The sequence below is a fragment of the Acetobacter okinawensis JCM 25146 genome (assembly GCF_000613865.1).
In the GTDB taxonomy this organism is placed as follows: domain Bacteria; phylum Pseudomonadota; class Alphaproteobacteria; order Acetobacterales; family Acetobacteraceae; genus Acetobacter; species Acetobacter okinawensis.
Genome location: NZ_BAJU01000002.1, coordinates 120,366 through 138,590, shown reverse-complemented (window position 1 = coordinate 138,590; position 18,225 = coordinate 120,366). Strand labels below are relative to the sequence as shown.

At 48.6% G+C, this 18,225-nt stretch carries 13 protein-coding genes and 1 pseudogene; 4 read left to right on the top strand and 10 right to left on the bottom strand.

From position 1 onward, the window contains the following. Nucleotides 1–145 precede the first annotated feature (145 nt). Entirely contained in the window at nucleotides 146–871 is a 726-nt protein-coding gene (locus JCM25146_RS24750) for an ABC transporter ATP-binding protein (RefSeq protein ID WP_369347389.1), read from the top strand. Nucleotides 872–882: 11 nt separating this feature from the next. On the opposite strand, the gene JCM25146_RS02055 is transcribed toward JCM25146_RS24750, so the two are convergent. After that, nucleotides 883–2,454, bottom strand: coding sequence for a carbohydrate porin (locus JCM25146_RS02055; RefSeq protein ID WP_025825520.1), 1,572 nt, complete (start codon nucleotides 2,452–2,454; stop codon nucleotides 883–885). 600 nt (nucleotides 2,455–3,054) lie between these two features. Here JCM25146_RS02055 and glsA point away from each other — a divergent pair. Beyond that, the gene (gene glsA / locus JCM25146_RS02045) at nucleotides 3,055–4,098 is read left to right on the top strand and encodes a glutaminase A (protein ID WP_199897670.1); all 1,044 of its coding nucleotides are present in this window, start codon (nucleotides 3,055–3,057) and stop codon (nucleotides 4,096–4,098) included. Between the two features lie 202 nt (nucleotides 4,099–4,300). On the opposite strand, the gene JCM25146_RS02040 is transcribed toward glsA, so the two are convergent. From JCM25146_RS02040 to JCM25146_RS02030, 3 genes are all read right to left on the bottom strand, one after another. Continuing rightward, nucleotides 4,301–4,588: a hypothetical protein gene (locus tag JCM25146_RS02040; RefSeq protein ID WP_025825516.1), complete on the bottom strand. Its 288-nt coding sequence runs from the start codon at nucleotides 4,586–4,588 to the stop codon at nucleotides 4,301–4,303. Nucleotides 4,589–4,601: 13 nt separating this feature from the next. Next, on the bottom strand, nucleotides 4,602–5,792 hold the full coding sequence (locus JCM25146_RS02035; protein WP_025825514.1) for a glucosyltransferase domain-containing protein: 1,191 nt from the start codon (nucleotides 5,790–5,792) through the stop codon (nucleotides 4,602–4,604). Nucleotides 5,793–5,943: 151 nt separating this feature from the next. Then, on the bottom strand, nucleotides 5,944–7,380 hold the full coding sequence (locus tag JCM25146_RS02030) for a hypothetical protein (RefSeq protein WP_025825513.1): 1,437 nt from the start codon (nucleotides 7,378–7,380) through the stop codon (nucleotides 5,944–5,946). 564 nt (nucleotides 7,381–7,944) lie between these two features. On the opposite strand from JCM25146_RS02030, the gene JCM25146_RS16520 reads away from it, so the two are divergent. After that, entirely contained in the window at nucleotides 7,945–8,910 is a 966-nt protein-coding gene (locus JCM25146_RS16520; RefSeq protein ID WP_035371774.1) for a glycosyltransferase family 2 protein, read from the top strand. 93 nt (nucleotides 8,911–9,003) lie between these two features. Here JCM25146_RS16520 and JCM25146_RS02020 read toward each other — a convergent pair. From JCM25146_RS02020 to JCM25146_RS01995, 6 genes and pseudogenes are all read right to left on the bottom strand, one after another. Beyond that, nucleotides 9,004–10,012 (bottom strand): annotated as a pseudogene (locus tag JCM25146_RS02020) (EAL domain-containing protein). 251 nt (nucleotides 10,013–10,263) lie between these two features. Then, on the bottom strand, nucleotides 10,264–12,207 hold the full coding sequence (locus JCM25146_RS20490; protein WP_025825506.1) for a diguanylate cyclase domain-containing protein: 1,944 nt from the start codon (nucleotides 12,205–12,207) through the stop codon (nucleotides 10,264–10,266). Nucleotides 12,208–12,445: 238 nt separating this feature from the next. Continuing rightward, complete coding sequence (locus JCM25146_RS02005) at nucleotides 12,446–13,012, bottom strand: hypothetical protein (protein WP_025825505.1); 567 nt, start codon at nucleotides 13,010–13,012, stop codon at nucleotides 12,446–12,448. Nucleotides 13,013–13,386: 374 nt separating this feature from the next. Further along, entirely contained in the window at nucleotides 13,387–13,566 is a 180-nt protein-coding gene (locus JCM25146_RS21075) for a hypothetical protein (RefSeq protein ID WP_081774710.1), read from the bottom strand. Nucleotides 13,567–13,671: 105 nt separating this feature from the next. Beyond that, nucleotides 13,672–13,803, bottom strand: coding sequence for a hypothetical protein (locus tag JCM25146_RS24385; RefSeq protein ID WP_277909528.1), 132 nt, complete (start codon nucleotides 13,801–13,803; stop codon nucleotides 13,672–13,674). Nucleotides 13,804–14,194: 391 nt separating this feature from the next. Continuing rightward, nucleotides 14,195–17,230, bottom strand: coding sequence for an autotransporter outer membrane beta-barrel domain-containing protein (locus JCM25146_RS01995; protein ID WP_025825503.1), 3,036 nt, complete (start codon nucleotides 17,228–17,230; stop codon nucleotides 14,195–14,197). A gap of 407 nt (nucleotides 17,231–17,637) precedes the next feature. Here JCM25146_RS01995 and JCM25146_RS01990 point away from each other — a divergent pair, with 407 nt between their 5' ends. Then, entirely contained in the window at nucleotides 17,638–18,225 is a 588-nt protein-coding gene (locus tag JCM25146_RS01990; RefSeq protein WP_242400846.1) for a DedA family protein, read from the top strand.

The following is an 18,225-nucleotide window of genomic DNA, read 5'->3' as shown; positions in this document are numbered from 1 at the left end:
GCGCCTGATTGCCAATCTTCCTGTTTTTCACCAAACGCCAGCCAGTGTGCCAGACCCCGGCGCCCCCACGCCTCAGGACGTGATTAAAGTGGCCAGTCTAGGGTACAGCTATGCCCAGACCACCCGTTCTGGCTACCGGCATGCCATGCAGAATATTACCTTCACTGTTCCCAAAGGAAGAACGCTAGGTATTGTGGGCGAATCTGGTTCTGGCAAAACCACGCTTCTCCGCTGCCTGCTCGGCCTGATTACCCCACAGGCTGGTACAATAGAGCTACTCGGCCAGAACCCCAGCAGGCTTAAAGGGCAGGCTCTGCGCAACCTGCGCCGCAAAGTGCAGTTTGTTTACCAGAATCCGCATGTGTCTTTTGATCCCCGTTACAGTGCACTCAAGGCACTGGAGGAGCCCCTTATCAATAGCGGGCTGCATCACCGCGCACAGCGCCGTAAACTCATAGATGACGTGCTCCAGAAGGTACGCCTCAGCCCCACACTATTGGCGCGCAAGGTGTCTGCCCTGTCGGGTGGGCAGGCACAGCGGCTGGCTCTGGCACGAGCCCTGCTCTGCCAGCCAGAGATACTGATTCTGGACGAAGTTGTTTCCGCCCTTGACGTTTCCATCCAATCCGAAATTCTGACTCTTTTGGAAAATCTCCAGAAAGATCTTGGATTAACCTATATTTTTGTCTCACACGATCTTTCTGTCATCAAACGCCTTTCGCATGAGGTTCTGATTCTTAAAAACGGGGAACAGATCGAGTATGGAAAAACAGAGCAAATATTTTCAAAACCGATGACTGATTATACAAAACGTCTGATTGCCTCCATACCCGGCTTAACCTCATCCCCCCCAAACAGCAGAAAGCCCTGATCAAACCAACACTACAGGGCACTAATCACTTTAAGCCCGGCCAGAACGGCATTCGGAATCACCGATGTTTCTCCCGGTCGCATCATATATTCAAATTCCGGCGTCACCACGAGACCGGGCATAATGGGAATGCCGTAATAAGCCTCCAGAATAGCGGAGTGCGTTTGTGGGGCATTGACATACTCGCCCATAGACATCCCTGCCATCTGCCGCAACTGCTGGCCATAGGTCGTGCGGGGGCTTAACTGGTAATAGGAATACATGACGCCAAACCGATCAAACGGTCGTCCCGGAATAATGCCCAGAAGGGAAGCGCCTGCATAAAACTCGTTGGAAAATGTTGAATTGCTTGGGGTGTTATGAACAAAACCAGCCAGCACATAGCCACCCGCCATCTGATGCTGGCCATGACTGCGATAAACCATCTGATCCGCCTCTATATAAAACGTGTCTCTGGCTTTTTCCTTGTGCTTGTGCACAACTCCTGCAAAAGCAGGGGGAATGGTCCCGATCATATCGGCATAGGGCGATGTATCATGCCCATATCCAATTTTATAATGCCCCGGTAAATTCCGCGCTCCAAAAAAGGGTTCCCACGTCAGTTCCACCGGTGTTTGAATACCGGTGGAAGGTTCACTCCCCCACGCCCAGCCGGTATTATCAGCCGCCTTGGGGCCAATACGATACACTCCTGTTCTTAATATCAGGTCACGCGTAGGCCGTATGCGAAATGTGCCCCCCCATGAGGTTTTGGGGTAAACACTCCAGCCCGCAGGCTCACGGATGGCCATAGGTGCCGAACACATGGTCATAAACGTACAGAGCAGCACTGAGGTCGAATACGTATGCGTCAGTGCAATACGCCCAAGATTGATGTTGATCCGGTTATTCAGGAATGACTTTTCTGCGTAAAGATCAGCCAGACGGGCTGCCGCAGGCCCATGAATACTCCAGACTTCGGTCAACAGAACATTGCGCTCCCCCACATGGTCCCATCCAACCTGACGTCCCTCCCGGTTCATGACAATACCATGCAAAAACCAGCCGTTAAGCGGCTCCCATTTTGTCAACCTGCCTAAGTCAAACAGCATGGCAATACGGACTTCATGTGTATAATCCATGCCTTTTGACAGACCACCACTCATGTTGCCCATGGCCTCCCCCTTATAAGTCAACTCAAAGCTGAATCCATGATTAGCCAGGCGTTCACGCAGCGGTTTGAGTGCGGGCACCAGATTGCCAAATGCCTGTTCGGCCACATAATAACCGGCACTGACATCCCCCCGCCGCAATGCATCCTCATTATGGTTCAATAAGTAGGAAATGCTTTCGGTATTAAACAGGGATTCAAGCCGTTCCTCCGCAATCGGGCGCTTATGTTTTGGCAATAGCACAACGGAAGACGTCTGGTTTTGTCGGGCTGACTCGCCCGACGTGATCTGCTTTGTCTCTTGCGCAAGGACGTGGGAGAAGGTCCCCACGATCAGAACGCCTCCTACCGCAAGAACAATATACGACAGCCCCAGCAGGGACATCGCACGTAAAAAAACGAGTTTATGGGCATGATAAAGGAATTTGGACATGATTTTATCCAAAGCTCTTCCTCTCCACCTCAGATAATACTGAAATAGAGTGACCGGATTTCTGGTTGGAATAAAAAGACGTAATTAAGGCTTATGTGCCACACGCAGTGGAACATAAACCTTGCATTGCCCTTTAGGGTCCGGTGGCATGCGGTATTGTGTTATATCAGACATGTTTTTGTTTTTCTTATGACTGTTTTTTTCTGAATAAAACGGATTTACAAGATTATCAATTCACGATCTTGTCTTCTTTTTGTCATAACAAAAATATTTTGCTCGATTTTATATTATCTTATAGTGCAGGAGTACCTGCCCTTAATCCGATGCAAAAAATTGTAAAAAATTAAATATTATGAAGTACATCTCGAACAATTCAGTGGGAATCACGCTATTATTATTTAATTTTATTCATATTTTGTTAGAAATTTGTATATTTTTTTTACAATATGCGCATCAAGAAAATCAATTAAATATTAACCATCCACAAAGCATCCTTCTAATTTTATTTTTTGAGACTGTTATTATTTTCATAATTCATATATTTTAGAGAACATATATACTTGGAAAAGGTGAGAAACATGATGAACAAGAAAAAAAATTTTGCAACTTTGCACATTTTTGGTTCTGAGCAGTACCTTTTTAACAACTTTCAGTAACAATGCCACAGCGCGAGAGAAAGTCCCTCAGGTTCAGCCCAGTATTATTCAAAAAACAATCGAACAAGCCTATACAAAATTCAAACCTGTTCTGGATGGGCAAAATGCAAGCTACATTCCCTACCTAGCCAAAGCAGATAGTGCTCTTTATGGCATTGCTGTCGTGACTGTTGATGGTCAAATCTTCAAGGTTGGCAATGCAGACCATGATTTCCCGGTAGAATCTGTCTCCAAAATCTTTACGCTGGCAGATGTTCTTCAAAAAAAGGGAAGCGATACCATCCTGCATAAAGTTGGCGTCAACGCGACTGGCCTGCCTTTCAACTCCGTTTTGGCAATTGAACTGAATAACGACAAACTAGGGGGCAGCCCCCCCGCAGGTAACCCACTGGTCAATGCTGGCGCTATTGCAACCGCCAGCCTGGTTGATGGCAAGACGCTAGACGCAAAATGGAAAAGCGTGCTCGATACTGCATCAGCCTTTGCCGGGCACCCACTGCACCTGAATGAAGATGTCTATCAGTCAGAAATGGCCAGTAATCAGCACAATCAGGCCATTGCTGTGCTCTTGCATAGTTATGATGCTCTGTATGCTGACCCAGTAGAAACTGTAGACCTGTACACCCGTGAATGTTCTTACGATGTCAACGCCCTTGACCTTGCCACTATGGGAGCCACACTGGCTAACGGCGGCACAAACCCGCGCACACACCTCCCTGTTGTTGACGCCACAACAAGCGCACATGTTCTGGCTGTCATGGCTACAGCAGGCCTTTACAATACAACAGGTGAATGGCTGTTCAAGGTTGGCTTGCCTGGCAAGAGCGGTGTTGGCGGAGGTATTGTGGCAGTAGTTCCCGGTAAGCTGGCGATTGGTGTTTATTCATCCCAGCTTGATGCTGCGGGGAACAGTGTACGCGGCCAGTTGGCCGTACAATTTATTGCTGAGACCCTGGGAGCTAATATTTTCTCCTCCAAAGCACAGTGAGAACCCACTTTTGAAGACCAGTATATTACGGGATGACAGAACACAAAACCGATACAGATCTATCTTACAGAGTGCCTGATAAAATACTGCAACACAGGCCTAAATACAGGATCAAGCAGGCGCGGATAAAACCACGCCCTGCCCCCGGACCTGCCACACATCAGGGCAAGCCCAACTCACCATCGTCCTCCAAAAGCGGCTGTTACGCTTTAGGGCGAAGTTCCTGCACACAGAACGTATGGTTGATATGAAATACTGCAAAATCAGATGATACATGCACGCGATATTCTGGTTTAAGGCACGTACGAGCGTTGCCCCATTCCTGTGCAGTATGTTCGCGCCCTTCTATGCCGCGCCCACGCAACAACGAATATCCAAAAATATCGTCTTCATGGATTCCCTGACGGGGCATTAACCTGCCAAGCACAGGCATAGCGACAATAGCGTTATGCACAATGGGGGATTGCACCTCATCACCGTAAAGGAACAAGTCATCCCCAGCCTCAAACCCAGCATCTTCCAGAACTCCTGCAATACGTTCTATGTGATATGTTTGAAAATGGGCATTTTCTTTGAGAGCATTTCCATAACTGAAAGAAATGACAAAAAAATACAGTATCGGTAACAACCCGACCCATCGAAACTTCTGTGCAAATGGCTGCAAGAAAAAAAAGACTAGCAAAAATAGCACATGTCGAAAAAGACACAAATGTACGTGGAACACTATAGGGATTTTTCAATAAAAACATAATTCCAGATAAAAGAAATAGAATTGCAAAAGGTATTACAAAAATAAACAAACCTGAGACAATATTTTCCTTTGATTTTTCCTTTAAAATCTGAAAACCCAAGAAAAACGTCACCAGTGTTGATACGGCATACAGAGCAAGAAAAATTGGTTTTGCCCCACCTGATAACAGGGCATTCAACAACCCCAAGACTTCTGCCGCATTATTTTTAAACTGTATCAAAGATACATCACGCAGACTCACAGCCACAGCATGACTGCTTTCAAAATCACCATGCACAAAATAGCGCACTATGACTGCTTTATAAAAAAGCCCAGCTACAACAAGCGATGCAACTTTTATCCCTAAAGAACGCCATGCTCTGGCACAATTTTCATGCTGGCAGTCTGCAAGGAAAACAATGAGAGAGAGCCCTAAAAATGTATTCAAGCTCGGTTGATAAAAAGCCATAATGCTAAAAACAAGAGCAATACATACTCCCAGTTTCCGGCGTATTGACCAGTCTAATGGCAAAGCACACGCAAAGACTGCACAGGCCTGAGCCATAAGCATGGGTAAAGCATCAAACCTGTAAGACAGATTTTCAAGAAAAAAGGGCTGTGCAGCCAGAGGCACACCGCATATGCTTAAAGAAACCCAATCTGGCGAAGATTGGCGCGTTACTCTCTGTGTAAAAAAGACAGCGGAACACGCCAGAACTGCCAAACCAAGAATCTGTCCCAACGGTGCGCAGTCAATAATATTATTCAGACGCAAATCAAGGGCATTCATGATGAAAGTCGAAAATATACGTCCGCTTCGGCTCCAAGTGTACCCATATAACGCACGGGCATTATCATCCATATAATATACATTGGCCAAAAATATGGGGAGCGAAAACAATATATATGACATAAAAACAAAAAAGAAGCTTCTGTTTTTAAAATTATCATTTAGTTTATGCATATATTTATAACTCTAACTCACATTTAAGGTATGTAAAATCGTCTCTGAACACGATCTTATACCCTTTCCATGACAATGCTTTTGGTACTACCAAGGAAAGCCCTTACGTTTCCACTCCGGATCTGTCAGCTCATACTTTGTGGCCGCAGCACTATTTTAGTAGCTCATATAATTCATAATACCTCCCACTGTTGTTGTTAGGGTTTTTCTTGCTGTAGGACACAAAATCCAGCTTGTAGTTTTTGAGAATAAATGAGCAAATACTCTTATCTACCGTGTCATCCACACACCCTCGATACGGTAAAATTACGAACTTTGGTTTATCCATTAAATCTTTCATGTACATATCATTGTAATTATCTTTATAATAAATTTCCATTTGTCCTTGAAAAGAAAATTTTTCAAATGGTTCCAAATTCGCGAGATAATATAGAGAATGGTCTGAATTTATGTTCAAAACCTTTTCGTGACCAACCAACTGGGTAACAAGAGCCGGGTTCTCCCTTGCCGTATGCTTCATACTATTCACATTAGAGATAACAGCCAAGATCATGGAAATTTCGACATATAGAATGAAGGGTATAAGCACAGAAGGATACTTCAACTTACCGTCATGATATAAAATCACGAGCATCATTATAGCTGGGACATAAAACAACGAGAAATAATGTGTATAACCATGGCCCGATAACGCTGTTGCCAGAACCGCAAACACAAACCAAAAAGAAAGAACTTTATATTTTATATCTGAAAAAAAGTATCTTCCTGCCACCCACGATATGAGGATAGGCAGTAAAAATAGCAAATCGCAAAACAAATATGCAATACCAGCAATTCGGTCCCTAAAGCTGGATGCATAATTATGAAGGAAGTGATGCTGCATGAAAAAATATTCAACAATGTTTCCATGATCCATAACAAAAAATGGCAGGAATATCACAAAAAGTGATGAAATTATTCCAAATAAAAACCATGAAATTCTACGAAAATTCAAATTTGTGCAAATGAAAAAGGCACCGGAGATCAGCGCCAATATAAACCCAGATAAATAATTTATATTTGATGAAAATGATAAAACGCATCCTGATAGAAAAAGGTTTATATCTTCATATAATTTTAGGCTTTTTGTAATTAAATAAACAAATAAAGATATCAATGCTGCCTGAATTACCTCTGTGTTTCCGTCAAAGTAATCACAGAACGCTGAGAAAAGGCAGAGAAAAATAAATATCCTCCATTTACTGGCTTTATATACTTTCCCCAGAAAAAAAGAAGTCATTCCAGCACAGGCGAGCGTCAGGAGCATAAAGCGCCCATTAACGAGCGGCTCCACCCGACACCAGAGATAATAAAGCACGTAAACAAGGTAAGGCTTATGATCAAACAGGTAGTTATACGGCAAAAGATGATGTTCAAATATCCCCCGTCCAATAACTGGATAAAAACTGACATCCCAATCATTAAAGGGTGCCAGAAAAAAACTGGATGAATAAACTAAAAATGTCGAAAGAAACAAAAACACGCACATTCTGAGAATGTTTTTTTGTAATTTTGTCTTTTCTGTGATTTTTTTTATCAAATTGTCCATAACCAACCACCCACTCCGTATGGGCGTTCCATACCGAAAAATAGCTTGAAAAGCTATATCATAAGCTAAATTTTTACAAACACTACAACCCCAATAGAGTCTTCACGGTACGATTTTAAATATTCAATACCACTCTCACTCAAAAAATAACATTCTTACCGCATGAACCCCACAGATGAAGAATGATAAATATTAGCCAATCTACGCAATATTGAGCTTTTTAGGGCTCATATAGATTTCAACAATGGGTAACCATGACAGCAGCGCAGTTCGGTACATTCATACGGCACGATAGGCTAAGGCGGCTGCAGGCATGGCCGCAGAACCTTGCGTAGTAGACTGCGCAACGGCTCCAATGGCGCGGAACCTTGACGCATCTGGTGCATAACAGCAGTTGACCGCAGGAATAAAATCCCACGGAATCTTTAACACCACATCTAGGTCCATACCCCCATAAAAATAGGGTCTGTCCCGCTTCTGGTGGATACAAAATGGCGCACACATCCTATATAGAGCCTTAACAATAGTTTTCGATCGCGGTTCTTAAGGGGTTGGCTCTCATAAATGCACACGTTTCCTCCACAGCACAGAGACGATATTCCATCTCTTACGATAGTTGTTCCTTGCTATAACGAGGAGGAGGTTTTTTCTTTCTGTGTGTCCGAGCTCACGTCTCTTCTGAACACCGCTATTGAAGAAAAAAAAATTACAGTACAGAGCCACATCCTGTTTGTGGATGATGGCAGCCGTGACAAAACCTGGAGCCTGATTGAACAGGCAGCCCAAACAGACAATCTGGTGCATGGAATCAGGCTTTCCCGCAACCGTGGCCACCAGATTGCCTTGATGGCTGGCCTGTCCTGCACGGAAACAGATATTAGCGTTAGTATTGATGCCGATTTGCAGGACGATACGGCCTGCATTCCCCAAATGGTTGCAAAATACATGGAGGGGAACGAGATTGTTTATGGCGTCCGCTCCGACCGTTCCTGTGACAGTTTTTTTAAAAGATGGAGCGCCAACAGCTTTTATAAGCTGATGGAAGTTATGGGCATTCAGCAGGTTGCCAATCATGCGGATTTCAGGTTGCTCAGCCGCCGCGCCCTGCACAGCCTCTTACAATTTGAAGAACAGAACATATACCTGCGGGGTATGATCCCTTTGTTGGGGTACAGGAGCACTCAGGTTTTTTATTCCCGCAAGGAACGCTGTGCTGGAGAATCAAAATATCCCTTTTATAAAATGCTCTCACTTGCCATCGAGGGCATTACCTCCCTTACAATAAAACCATTACGCCTGATATCGCTCCTTGGCGCATTTACCTGTCTTTTTTCAATATTTATCAGTATTTTTGTTATTATAAAAAAGTTTTATGGTCATGCTATTCTTGGATGGGCGTCCGTAGAAATTTCAATCTTCTTCCTTGGCGGTGTTCAACTTCTTTGCCTTGGCGTTATAGGTGAATATATTGGAAAAATTTACATGGAAACCAAGCATAGACCTAAATTTTTTATTCAGGACAAAATCTGACCAGACCTGCAACATTGCATAGGATAGCAGCATAGCCCGCCCAATGCCGTACCCACTCCAGATACGGCAACTTCCACCTCAGGCGTGCATTGACTAACTGCCTTGCGCACTTTGTGCCAGAATTTGACGCTTAGCATTGGCGTCCGTCACTCTTTTGACCAACCAGCCAATAAATTTGCGGGATGCCTCAATAATATCCTCTCCGCCGTGGCATTGTTCATGCCATTGTGCTGACTCCGACCCTTCCAAACCCTGCGCTGCCAGCCAGCGCGTTATAAGACATGTATGCAAAGAGTGTTTGCTGGCACTTTGCCCACCCCGAGTGGACAACCAATGATAAGCCAACACACCAAGGTCACTGACCAACTCCGTGCCATACGCACAGGCATGTGTTTTTAGGCGATATGCGTCATACCATTGTGGAAACTGCTCTGGCGGCATGGGAGGCGAAATGCCATAGCCCTGACCGTAGCGGCACCCCAGATGATAAATGGCTTCAATAACATCATCATCTTCCAACCCTTCCACAATAACCAGTTCGTGGAAATCCACCCCCATATCCAGCACGGACTTGACCATACTGAAGGTCTGAAGAGGAGCTGTACGAATGTTGCGCAAAAGCCCCTGATCCACTTTGATAATATCAAAAGGGAGGGAAGAGAGGCGCAAGAGGTTGCTATACCCCGACCCCAGATCATCAATAGCGATTTTAACCCCTGTCGCCTTGAACTTCTGGATGGCTTCATCCTGTATGGCCGGTCGATCATCTGGGTTTCCAGCAGTTCAACCGTTAACTGCTCCGGCTGAATATTGTAGCGCTGCAACGCCCCTGCAACCCAGGCGGGCCCATCCTCATTCAGCAGGTAAGTCGGGGGCATATTGATGGCAAGGTTAATAACCTGCCCATCCTTCTGCCAGCGCTCCAGCAGGGCCAGGCAGTCTTCAAGCCCCATATGGAACAGCCTGTCCAGTTCGTTCTGCCTAGCAGGGACAAAAAACTCCCTGGCTCTATGATGCTGCCGTTTGTATCCTGAATACGGACAAGAGCTTCCACCTCCAGTAGAGCACCTGTACGCAAATTCACAATAGGCTGCACGTACATACGCAACCCATCACTGAACAGCCTGTCGCGTATGTAACAGGACTGTTCTTCAGCAACGCCGGAACCACGCTGGAAGCTGCACCGCAGCCACATCTGTTCCCAACGGTGCTGCAGGCTGCGGGCAAACTGCTGCATCCGCTGTGTTTCAAACTGATTGGGGTACGCGCCAAACAATGCCAGCACGACTGCAACCTGTTCCTCCTCCACGGAAATTGGAATGCTGATGGAAGAGCTGATACCCAATGTCTCCATCATCCGCGCCAGAGCTGGGCATTTGGGTCAGTCGAATAGGAAGCACAGCTCTGCTGCTGCCGTGTCCGCCAAGCCAGACCGGTAACCGTATTACCAAAAACCGACTGGGCATTGACAACAGGCTGCGAAATCTTCTCCCTTAATGTCTGCGTCAAATGCGCACCGACGGTGCCACCACTATGTTCAACCACCAGTTCGCCGGCCGGATTCATACGAAAAAGCAGAACAGCGCGGATGCCAGGCAAGCGGCCCAATGCTTCCACCCCCTGTTCGCTGACATCTGGCCAGACACAACCCGCTACCGGCAAACGGGTTGATAAAAGAGAGAAGTAGTGCTCCTCGATCTTCTGACCCGCCTCAAGCTGTGCGCCTTTATCATCCTGTAAGCGCATTTCTGTTGTCAGCAGAATATGGTACCGGTCATAGGCACGCAGCAGAGCTTTATCCAGACTGTCAATCAACAAACGCCTGTAAATACTATAAGCTTCTCCCAACAATGCGGGCGAAATACCACATAATGTATGAATAACGCCAAGGCGGCGGGCCTGTTGTAGAATTTCCTGTCGCTGTGTCTGAGCTCCTAACAGAAAATCCAGATGGGCTGCCTGCTGGCTTTTCAGCCGCTCAAGCTGCTCTGGTGCCAGAGCGGACAATGCGGTGCGGGCATCAGGAAGTTTTGCAAGGCTGTCATAAAAACATTCAATAAAATTCTGCCGTATGCGGGTGAGGAAAGCCTTGGCCCGGGTCAGCAGTTCCGCCGCTTCTGCACCGTAGGGATTGAATGCAACCTGCTCCACACTCTCCTCAACAGGCAACTGCCGGGTATTGCTGGCCATGCACCACCAGGTTTTGCGCGTGGATTTGTTCTGCTTGGACAAATACATAGCCGCATCCGCACGCCGTAACAGCGTGTCCGGGTCCTCCCCATCCACCGGGTAGAGTGCCAACCCCAGCGTCATACCCACCATGGCAAAGGCATCGTTGGAAATGGGGAAAGGCGTTTCCACCGCCTTGTGCAGAGTGTCCAGAATTTTCGTGGCTTGTGTTACCTGCAAAAGTGGGTCGAGATTTTCCAGAATAATGACAAACTCATCCCCCCCAAGCCGGGCGACATAATCCGTATGGCGCACATGCTCTTGCAGGCGCCGCCCCAGTGTTTGCAAAAGACGATCGCCAGCCTCGTGCCCATACCCGTCATTAACCAGCTTGAAATCGTCCAGATCCAGCATGCCCACAGCCACTGACGAGCCCTGACGTACTGCCCGGGCTATGGCCTGCGGCATATACTCTTCAAGCGCCAACCGGTTAGGCAGCCCGGTCAGCGGGTCATGGCGTGCACGACTTGCTTCCTCATTCTGGAGTTTTTCCAGCCGTTTCTGACCATCCAGCTTATCCAGCGCATGCCCGAGCAGTTCAGACACTTTCTGGCATAAACCAATGCACTGCTCATCAAACATATCGGTCTGGGCAGAAACAAAAGAGATGACCGCCCAGCGCTCCCCTCCGCGCCAGATAGGCACAGCCAGCACAGAGCGCCATTGGTTGTGGCACAGAAAATCATACCACGGCGCGTTTTTCTGGTCGTTCAGCTCATCATTACTATAAACAAGGGTCTGCCGGTCCCACGCTTCCACTGCGACGGGGAACTGGAGAGGGTTGTTATCAAAACTGAACTTCAGGTTAGCAAGGCCCTGCGTTCCCGCTCCCATGCAGGAGAGAACGTGTAACGTGTCGGATTCATCCTTGCGCCCGATCCACACAGCCTGAAAAAGTGCATCATACACCAGATCGGTGCATGTCTTGTCGCACATTTCGCGTTCAGTGGACGCCTGAAGAACCGCGTCCGCCGTATTGAGAAGGGCGCGATAGAGCCTTTGTACCAGATCCGGGCTTGCTGCATTCCCCATAAAACCGACAAACCCTTCCTGAAACCCAAAAACCATGCTGCGCTACGGCCCCAGACTGCCCCACAGCATGGGTGAGTTTTTACTCCCAAAATAAGAAGATTTTATAGAACAATGGCGAAAAGCGATGAATAAAATACATTTATTTTGTGTATATATCGGGAATTAAAAGACCATCTGTTGGCAACTGGGGCTGACGCCCCGTCAGTGCTCTGACTGACCTGCCAGTAAGCCGCTCATGATGACCCTAAGGCTCCAGAGTGTTATGAAGACGATGTCAGGCCTCAGGCTTTTTGTCTTTGGGCATTTCCAGCACCCGGATGCAGCTGGTCAGGATCTTCCCGTTCAGGAAGCTGTCACGAACCATGCGTCGAGACAGATCTGTGGATTTGTGCTGGCCACCCGTGCGGCGCACGTTGTCATCAAGCACCACATTACCGGTTTTGGGGTCAAAATAACCAAAATCACACAGATGCGGGTTTCTGATATCTGCCATAATATCAAACAGATGGCATTTATATTCCCCAATCCAGATTTCCGCTCCCTTGCGGTTGGAAATATCAGGATAGTTGAATGTCAGTCCACGTGCATGAAAAAAGTCAAAAATACCCCCCATCAGACACTGGGTTGCCTTGACCTCGCGCGGATTGAATTCAAAGCCATAGTAAAAATGCTTCTGGTAACGAATCTCGTCTGTAGGCAGGTACTTCTCGTTAAACAGGCCCATGAATTTTTGAAAACCACTGGGGTTGGCCTTTACCTTGACCGGGTCCTCGTGGAAGAGCGCAGTTCCACGGTAATTGAAGAACACGGGAACAATAATATGTTTTGGGTTTTCCCACATGGGAAATCTCCTAAAGACCTGACCAAACAATAAATAATCTGAGTTTGTTACGATTCTACCAGCTTTGACAAGTCAGCCATGCCCGTAACCCTCAACCAAAATCACCAGCACCCAGTATCGGCGCGAGAGGGCACACCATGCAAGTCACCTTCCATAATCCGCCATACACCTTTCCCTTACGCCATGCAGCGTGGCACCATGCACATTCAATTACATTCTTATACACTTTTAGCATAGAGTGTTCATGCCACGGCCCAAATGCACGCTGCTCCCAGAAGGAAAAAGAGCGGGGCAGACAGCAAAAGCATCTGTTGGCAGACTAACGTGCAGCCTCCCTTCCCCAAACTCCGGGCGACCCAAGGGGGCACTCACATTTACGTATGCTCCAAGGCCGCCGCATGATCAGTGCTCGAGGATGCAGCAGGCGGCGGCGTAGGCGATGATGGGCGCATGGCCCCGACCTGCGCCCCTGTTACGTGATGATCACCACTACCAAAGCGCTGGGTCAGGCACTTGACCAGTCTGGCAATCTCATCATCACTCAGGCGCTGCACTGCGATCCGTCAGACAATGCGAGACATCCATAAACCGGGCAACGCCGAGGTCTTGCACTGGCGCGGGCGAGGTATCCGCCATTACGGGGGCCGCACCCACGCCCCTCACACAGCCAGAGCACCAATACCGGACAGCAGGAGATCGCGGCGCATAAACCGCGCAGACTGGTTCAGCCTGATCGCACTGGGCGAGGCACGCCACGAGCCCACACCCAAAGAACGTCTTTCCTGCGTCACAAACACTCACTCCAAAACCATCAGAACCCGAAGCGGGAGCGTGAGACATCCTTGCGGTATCCACCCAACAGACGCTCTGCCTTGGATTTAAGAAACCAAAGCTTACGCCCCGAGGGGTGACAAAGACGAATAACTCCCCTGAAAAGACTATATCAGCCTTAAAAAAGAGCAGCTTTACCCGCCTGCAGCACGATTTTTGGAAAAATATCAGAACAATAAAAATATTCATGTGTTGAAATTTTTGCCTATACAGGAAAAACTGAAGTGTTATATCAAGTACACCTTAAAAGCAGAGCGAATGGGACTTTCCAGATATCCCATTCGCGTAAGCAGTATTCTTTACAATAGTGTCGGGCGTGGTTCTTATGCCTCACGCCGGACCGGGGCACGCCTAAAAGCGGAACGTGACACGCCCATGTGCGCCGCTACTGGTAAACAGCCCGCCATACTGCCCCATATAGGACAGTCCAACGTCAATCCTGTCGGTCAGCTTTACCGCCACGCCAGCATCCACCACTGCGGTATCACGGCTGAGGGCAATGCCTGCAACATCCATGTCATAGGTTTGTGAGCCTGCGGCAAAACGCTCGTGTGTTGTAGCGGTTGTCAGCCCAAAGGCATGCCGGTAACCCAACGTGGCATGCGGTGTAAGCAGCGCACCATACGCATGGAATGTGGAGGAAGCCCGCAACCCAAAGGTTGCAAATGTGACCCCAGTTTGTGTGGCCTCACCAACAAGTGCCGCTGCCCCGCCATGTTCGGTAAAATGACCCGTCCGCTGGCTGACATACGCCACATTGCCAAACGGCTCGAGCATGGCACCACGCATGCGCAGGCGGTACCCCAGCTCCCCAAACCCCTGCGCTGTGCCACCATTGTAATGGCTCGATAACGTGTTACCAAACCCGGGAAACGCCACCGTACGGTTCAGGGACAGCATGTTCCACGTATAACTGGCCCCCAGACGCAGGTTCCACCTGCCCCAGTGCGTGCCACCATAACCGCCCAAGGTCACATTATTGCTCTGACCGGAAGAACTGTGCGTATCCCCCTCCATCATGGATCGGCCGTAACTGAGCACCCCACCCATGCGCCACCGGCCATCTGCCCCCAAGGGTGTATCCACCCCCATAACAAACCCGGCGGTGGAATGGTGCAGGCCCGCAGCATTGCCATCCCCCCCATTAGAACCAAAGCCGCCATAGGCCTCACCCCACAGGGCAGCACGCTCAGGTACACATTCTCCCTCATCCACCACATGACCATGGCGAACCTGCACGACCCGCTGGCCAGTCCCTGCAAAGCCTCCATCACACAAAGCCCCCGCCAGCCTGTCCACCACAGCCTGACGTACGTAAAGGGAATCCTGAATAAGAACCGTGCGCGCCGAAGCATGAATTTCGCCCGACAGGGCATCCAGCGCACCATGGATTTCACCCGCCCCACTAAGCTGAACCACCGCCTGAACAACAGGATTGGCAACACCTACACTTTGCAGACCATTCCCCGCAGCCTGCTGGTTGCGGGTCTGGGCAAAAGCGGAAAAGGGAACACTGTTACGTAGCAACTGCAAATTAACGGAATCGGATGTGTAAAGAAGAGTTGGGCTTAAAAAAGGATACTCACCATACTGGTCGTATTTCACCGTATCATACCGACCTGTCACGCCATTGGCTGCAGTGAGCACTTTATATTGCTCGCCATACTGCAAACGCTGGGAACCCAGAATTTGTACAGTGCCACCCGAAAGGCTGGCTGTCCCCGTTACATGTACCAGTTCCTGTGTGCTGGACACACTGTTGGCCAGCAGGGTGGAACCCGCCTCCATATTCAGGTTTCCCGTAACGCTCAGCATTCCCCCGGTTGCAGTACTGCCGGGCAGCAGACTTGCGCCGGAGTAAACGGTTGTCTGCCCCACACTCCCTTGCCCAGCCAGAACAGCCCCACTGCGTACACTGACCGGACCCGCCACGCTCCCGTCCACCTCAAGCAGACCGGCCTGCACATCCGTCCCGCCGGTATAAGTGTTCTGCCCCGTCAGAAAAGTTGCACCACCAGAGAGCGTCAGCCCACCACTACCCGCAATGACGCCACTATACGTATTAGCCGAACTGCTGCTGTTATCCAGAAGGTTAAGGGTTTTATTCCCAAGGACAATGCTGCCACCACCATTCAGTGAGTTAAGCGCAACGGAAGATCCAGACACATCTGCAATATCCAGAACGCCACTATCTTGCATACTCACGGTCTGGCTGATCGTCCCTGCACCAGAAAGTTTGAGAGTACCAGCCTGAATATCGGTCGCACCCGTATAGGTATTACTCCCTGAGAGCGTGAGAGTACCCTCCCCTGCCTTGGTCAGCCCCCCGTTCCCAGACAGCACGCCCGATAAAAGTGCCGCTTTTCCGTTGGTATCCACCGTAGATTGCACACCACCATCAAGCTGAATGGACATAGCCGTGCTAAGCCCGGAATTGATAAGTCTGATGATCCCACCAGACAACACAAACTCCGAATGTCCACCAGTGCCTTCCTGATCGACCAAAGCGCTGACCGTTTGACCATTGGCCGTGGTATCCCCCAGTTCCAAAATACCACCGGACTGAATGGCAAGCCTGCCGTCTCCATCGGTTCCATCGCTACCAAAGTAGATCTGCCCATTTACGATCAACTGGGCGCCATTGCTGACAAGTGTTGAACCGTTACCACCATTTTGCGAGGACCCGCCATTTACGTAGTAATCATGAGCAACATACAAAAGGGAGTTTGTACCATCGACCGTTATGCTGCCCACCCCATGGCTATATAACCCCGTGGCAACAGTGCCCACAAGAACATGCCCTCCATCGGAAATAGTCATGGTCCCATATGTTATGTGTTCTGTATTATAAACAGAACTGTAGCCATTGGTGTTATCGCCGGTTCCCACCACAAGCAGACTGTCCGCGGTTGTCGTCATTTGCGACCCTGCACCAGAAACAGTCATCTGTCCGTCCCCACCACTCCAGCCGATTTGTGTGACGGAAGAGTACAGGCGCAACTGCCCGCCATCTCCAATAACAAGATTACTGACGCCGGATTGTGTGTAGCCGATAAAAACCTGTCCCTGTGACAAAAGCGTATTGCCTGATCCCACGATTTTAAGTGTTGCTCCTCCATCCACACACAGGGGAGAGACCTGACCAGTAGAACACTTGCCCGCCGAAGACAGAAAACTTTGCTGACCATTGACCGTGTACAGCGCGTTGCTACCAACAAGATTCAGACTGTCATCCGCTCTGGCGGCGCGTAGATTTGTGCCAGCAAATACCAGCATAATGCCCAACATGCGCCCCAACACGACTGGGGAGCACACTCCTGCTGGAAAAATCAGCACCATATTTGTCCTGTTTTTTCCAGCAAAAAACCGTGCACGATCAAAGGTCATGCGCACATTCCTTTATATGCTTAGTTAAATCAGACCATGAATTTATGTTAATTCTAAGCACATATAAAAATATAAGGACCGTTAAAAAAACGGTTATTATAGGTTTTTAAATGTTATTCCTGATTTTATTCCGATAGTTAATAGTATATGAATATGTTTGTTTTCTATTTATTGACATTTTTTGTTTTTAATTTTTAAACTATTAGCTACCATACCTTATACAAACTCATGCAGGTCACATCACCAGCCCCTTCAACAACCTACCAGCATCTGGAAACGCAGCCATGCAACAGAAACCCTTTCCACCACGAACACTCTGGCTGCATCAGCAATACGGAAACACCTGAAAGGACGCTCCCCTGCTACATCATCTGGATACGCTGCTTCAGCACTACGGCTATGGTATCGTGACCCTGCTTGTTCTGATGGAAAGCATGGGCCTGCCCGTTCCTGCTGAAACCTGTATCATCACCGCATCGCTCTACTGCCTCAAAACCCACCATCTGGCTATTCAGGGGGTCGCTCTGGCCGCCATTGCAGGAGCAATTATCGGGGATAATCTGGGTTATCTGATCGGGCGTCATTTTGGCCTGCCCCTGTTGCAAAAGCATGGCGCAAAAATAGGCCTGACATCGGACAGGCTGGTGCTTGGCCAGTATCTGTTCCGCCACCACGGCAGCGCCATTGTTTTTTTGGGGCGATTTGTTTCTGTCCTGCGCGTTTTTGTGGCCCTGCTCGCCGGCGCTTGCAACATGCACTGGCAACGCTTCATGCTGTTCAACGCGCTGGGGGGCACATGCTGGGCAGGGGGATACGCAATGGGCACCTACCTGCTTGGGCGTAAAATATCGGAAGTCTCCGGCCCCACGGGCATGGCCATAGGTGTGCTGACCGTTGTTGGACTGCTCGGGTCTGGCCTCTTCTTACGCAAAAACGAAAAATACCTGACACAACGTGCCCTAACGGAAGAAAAAACCCTCTCCCGCACTGCATAA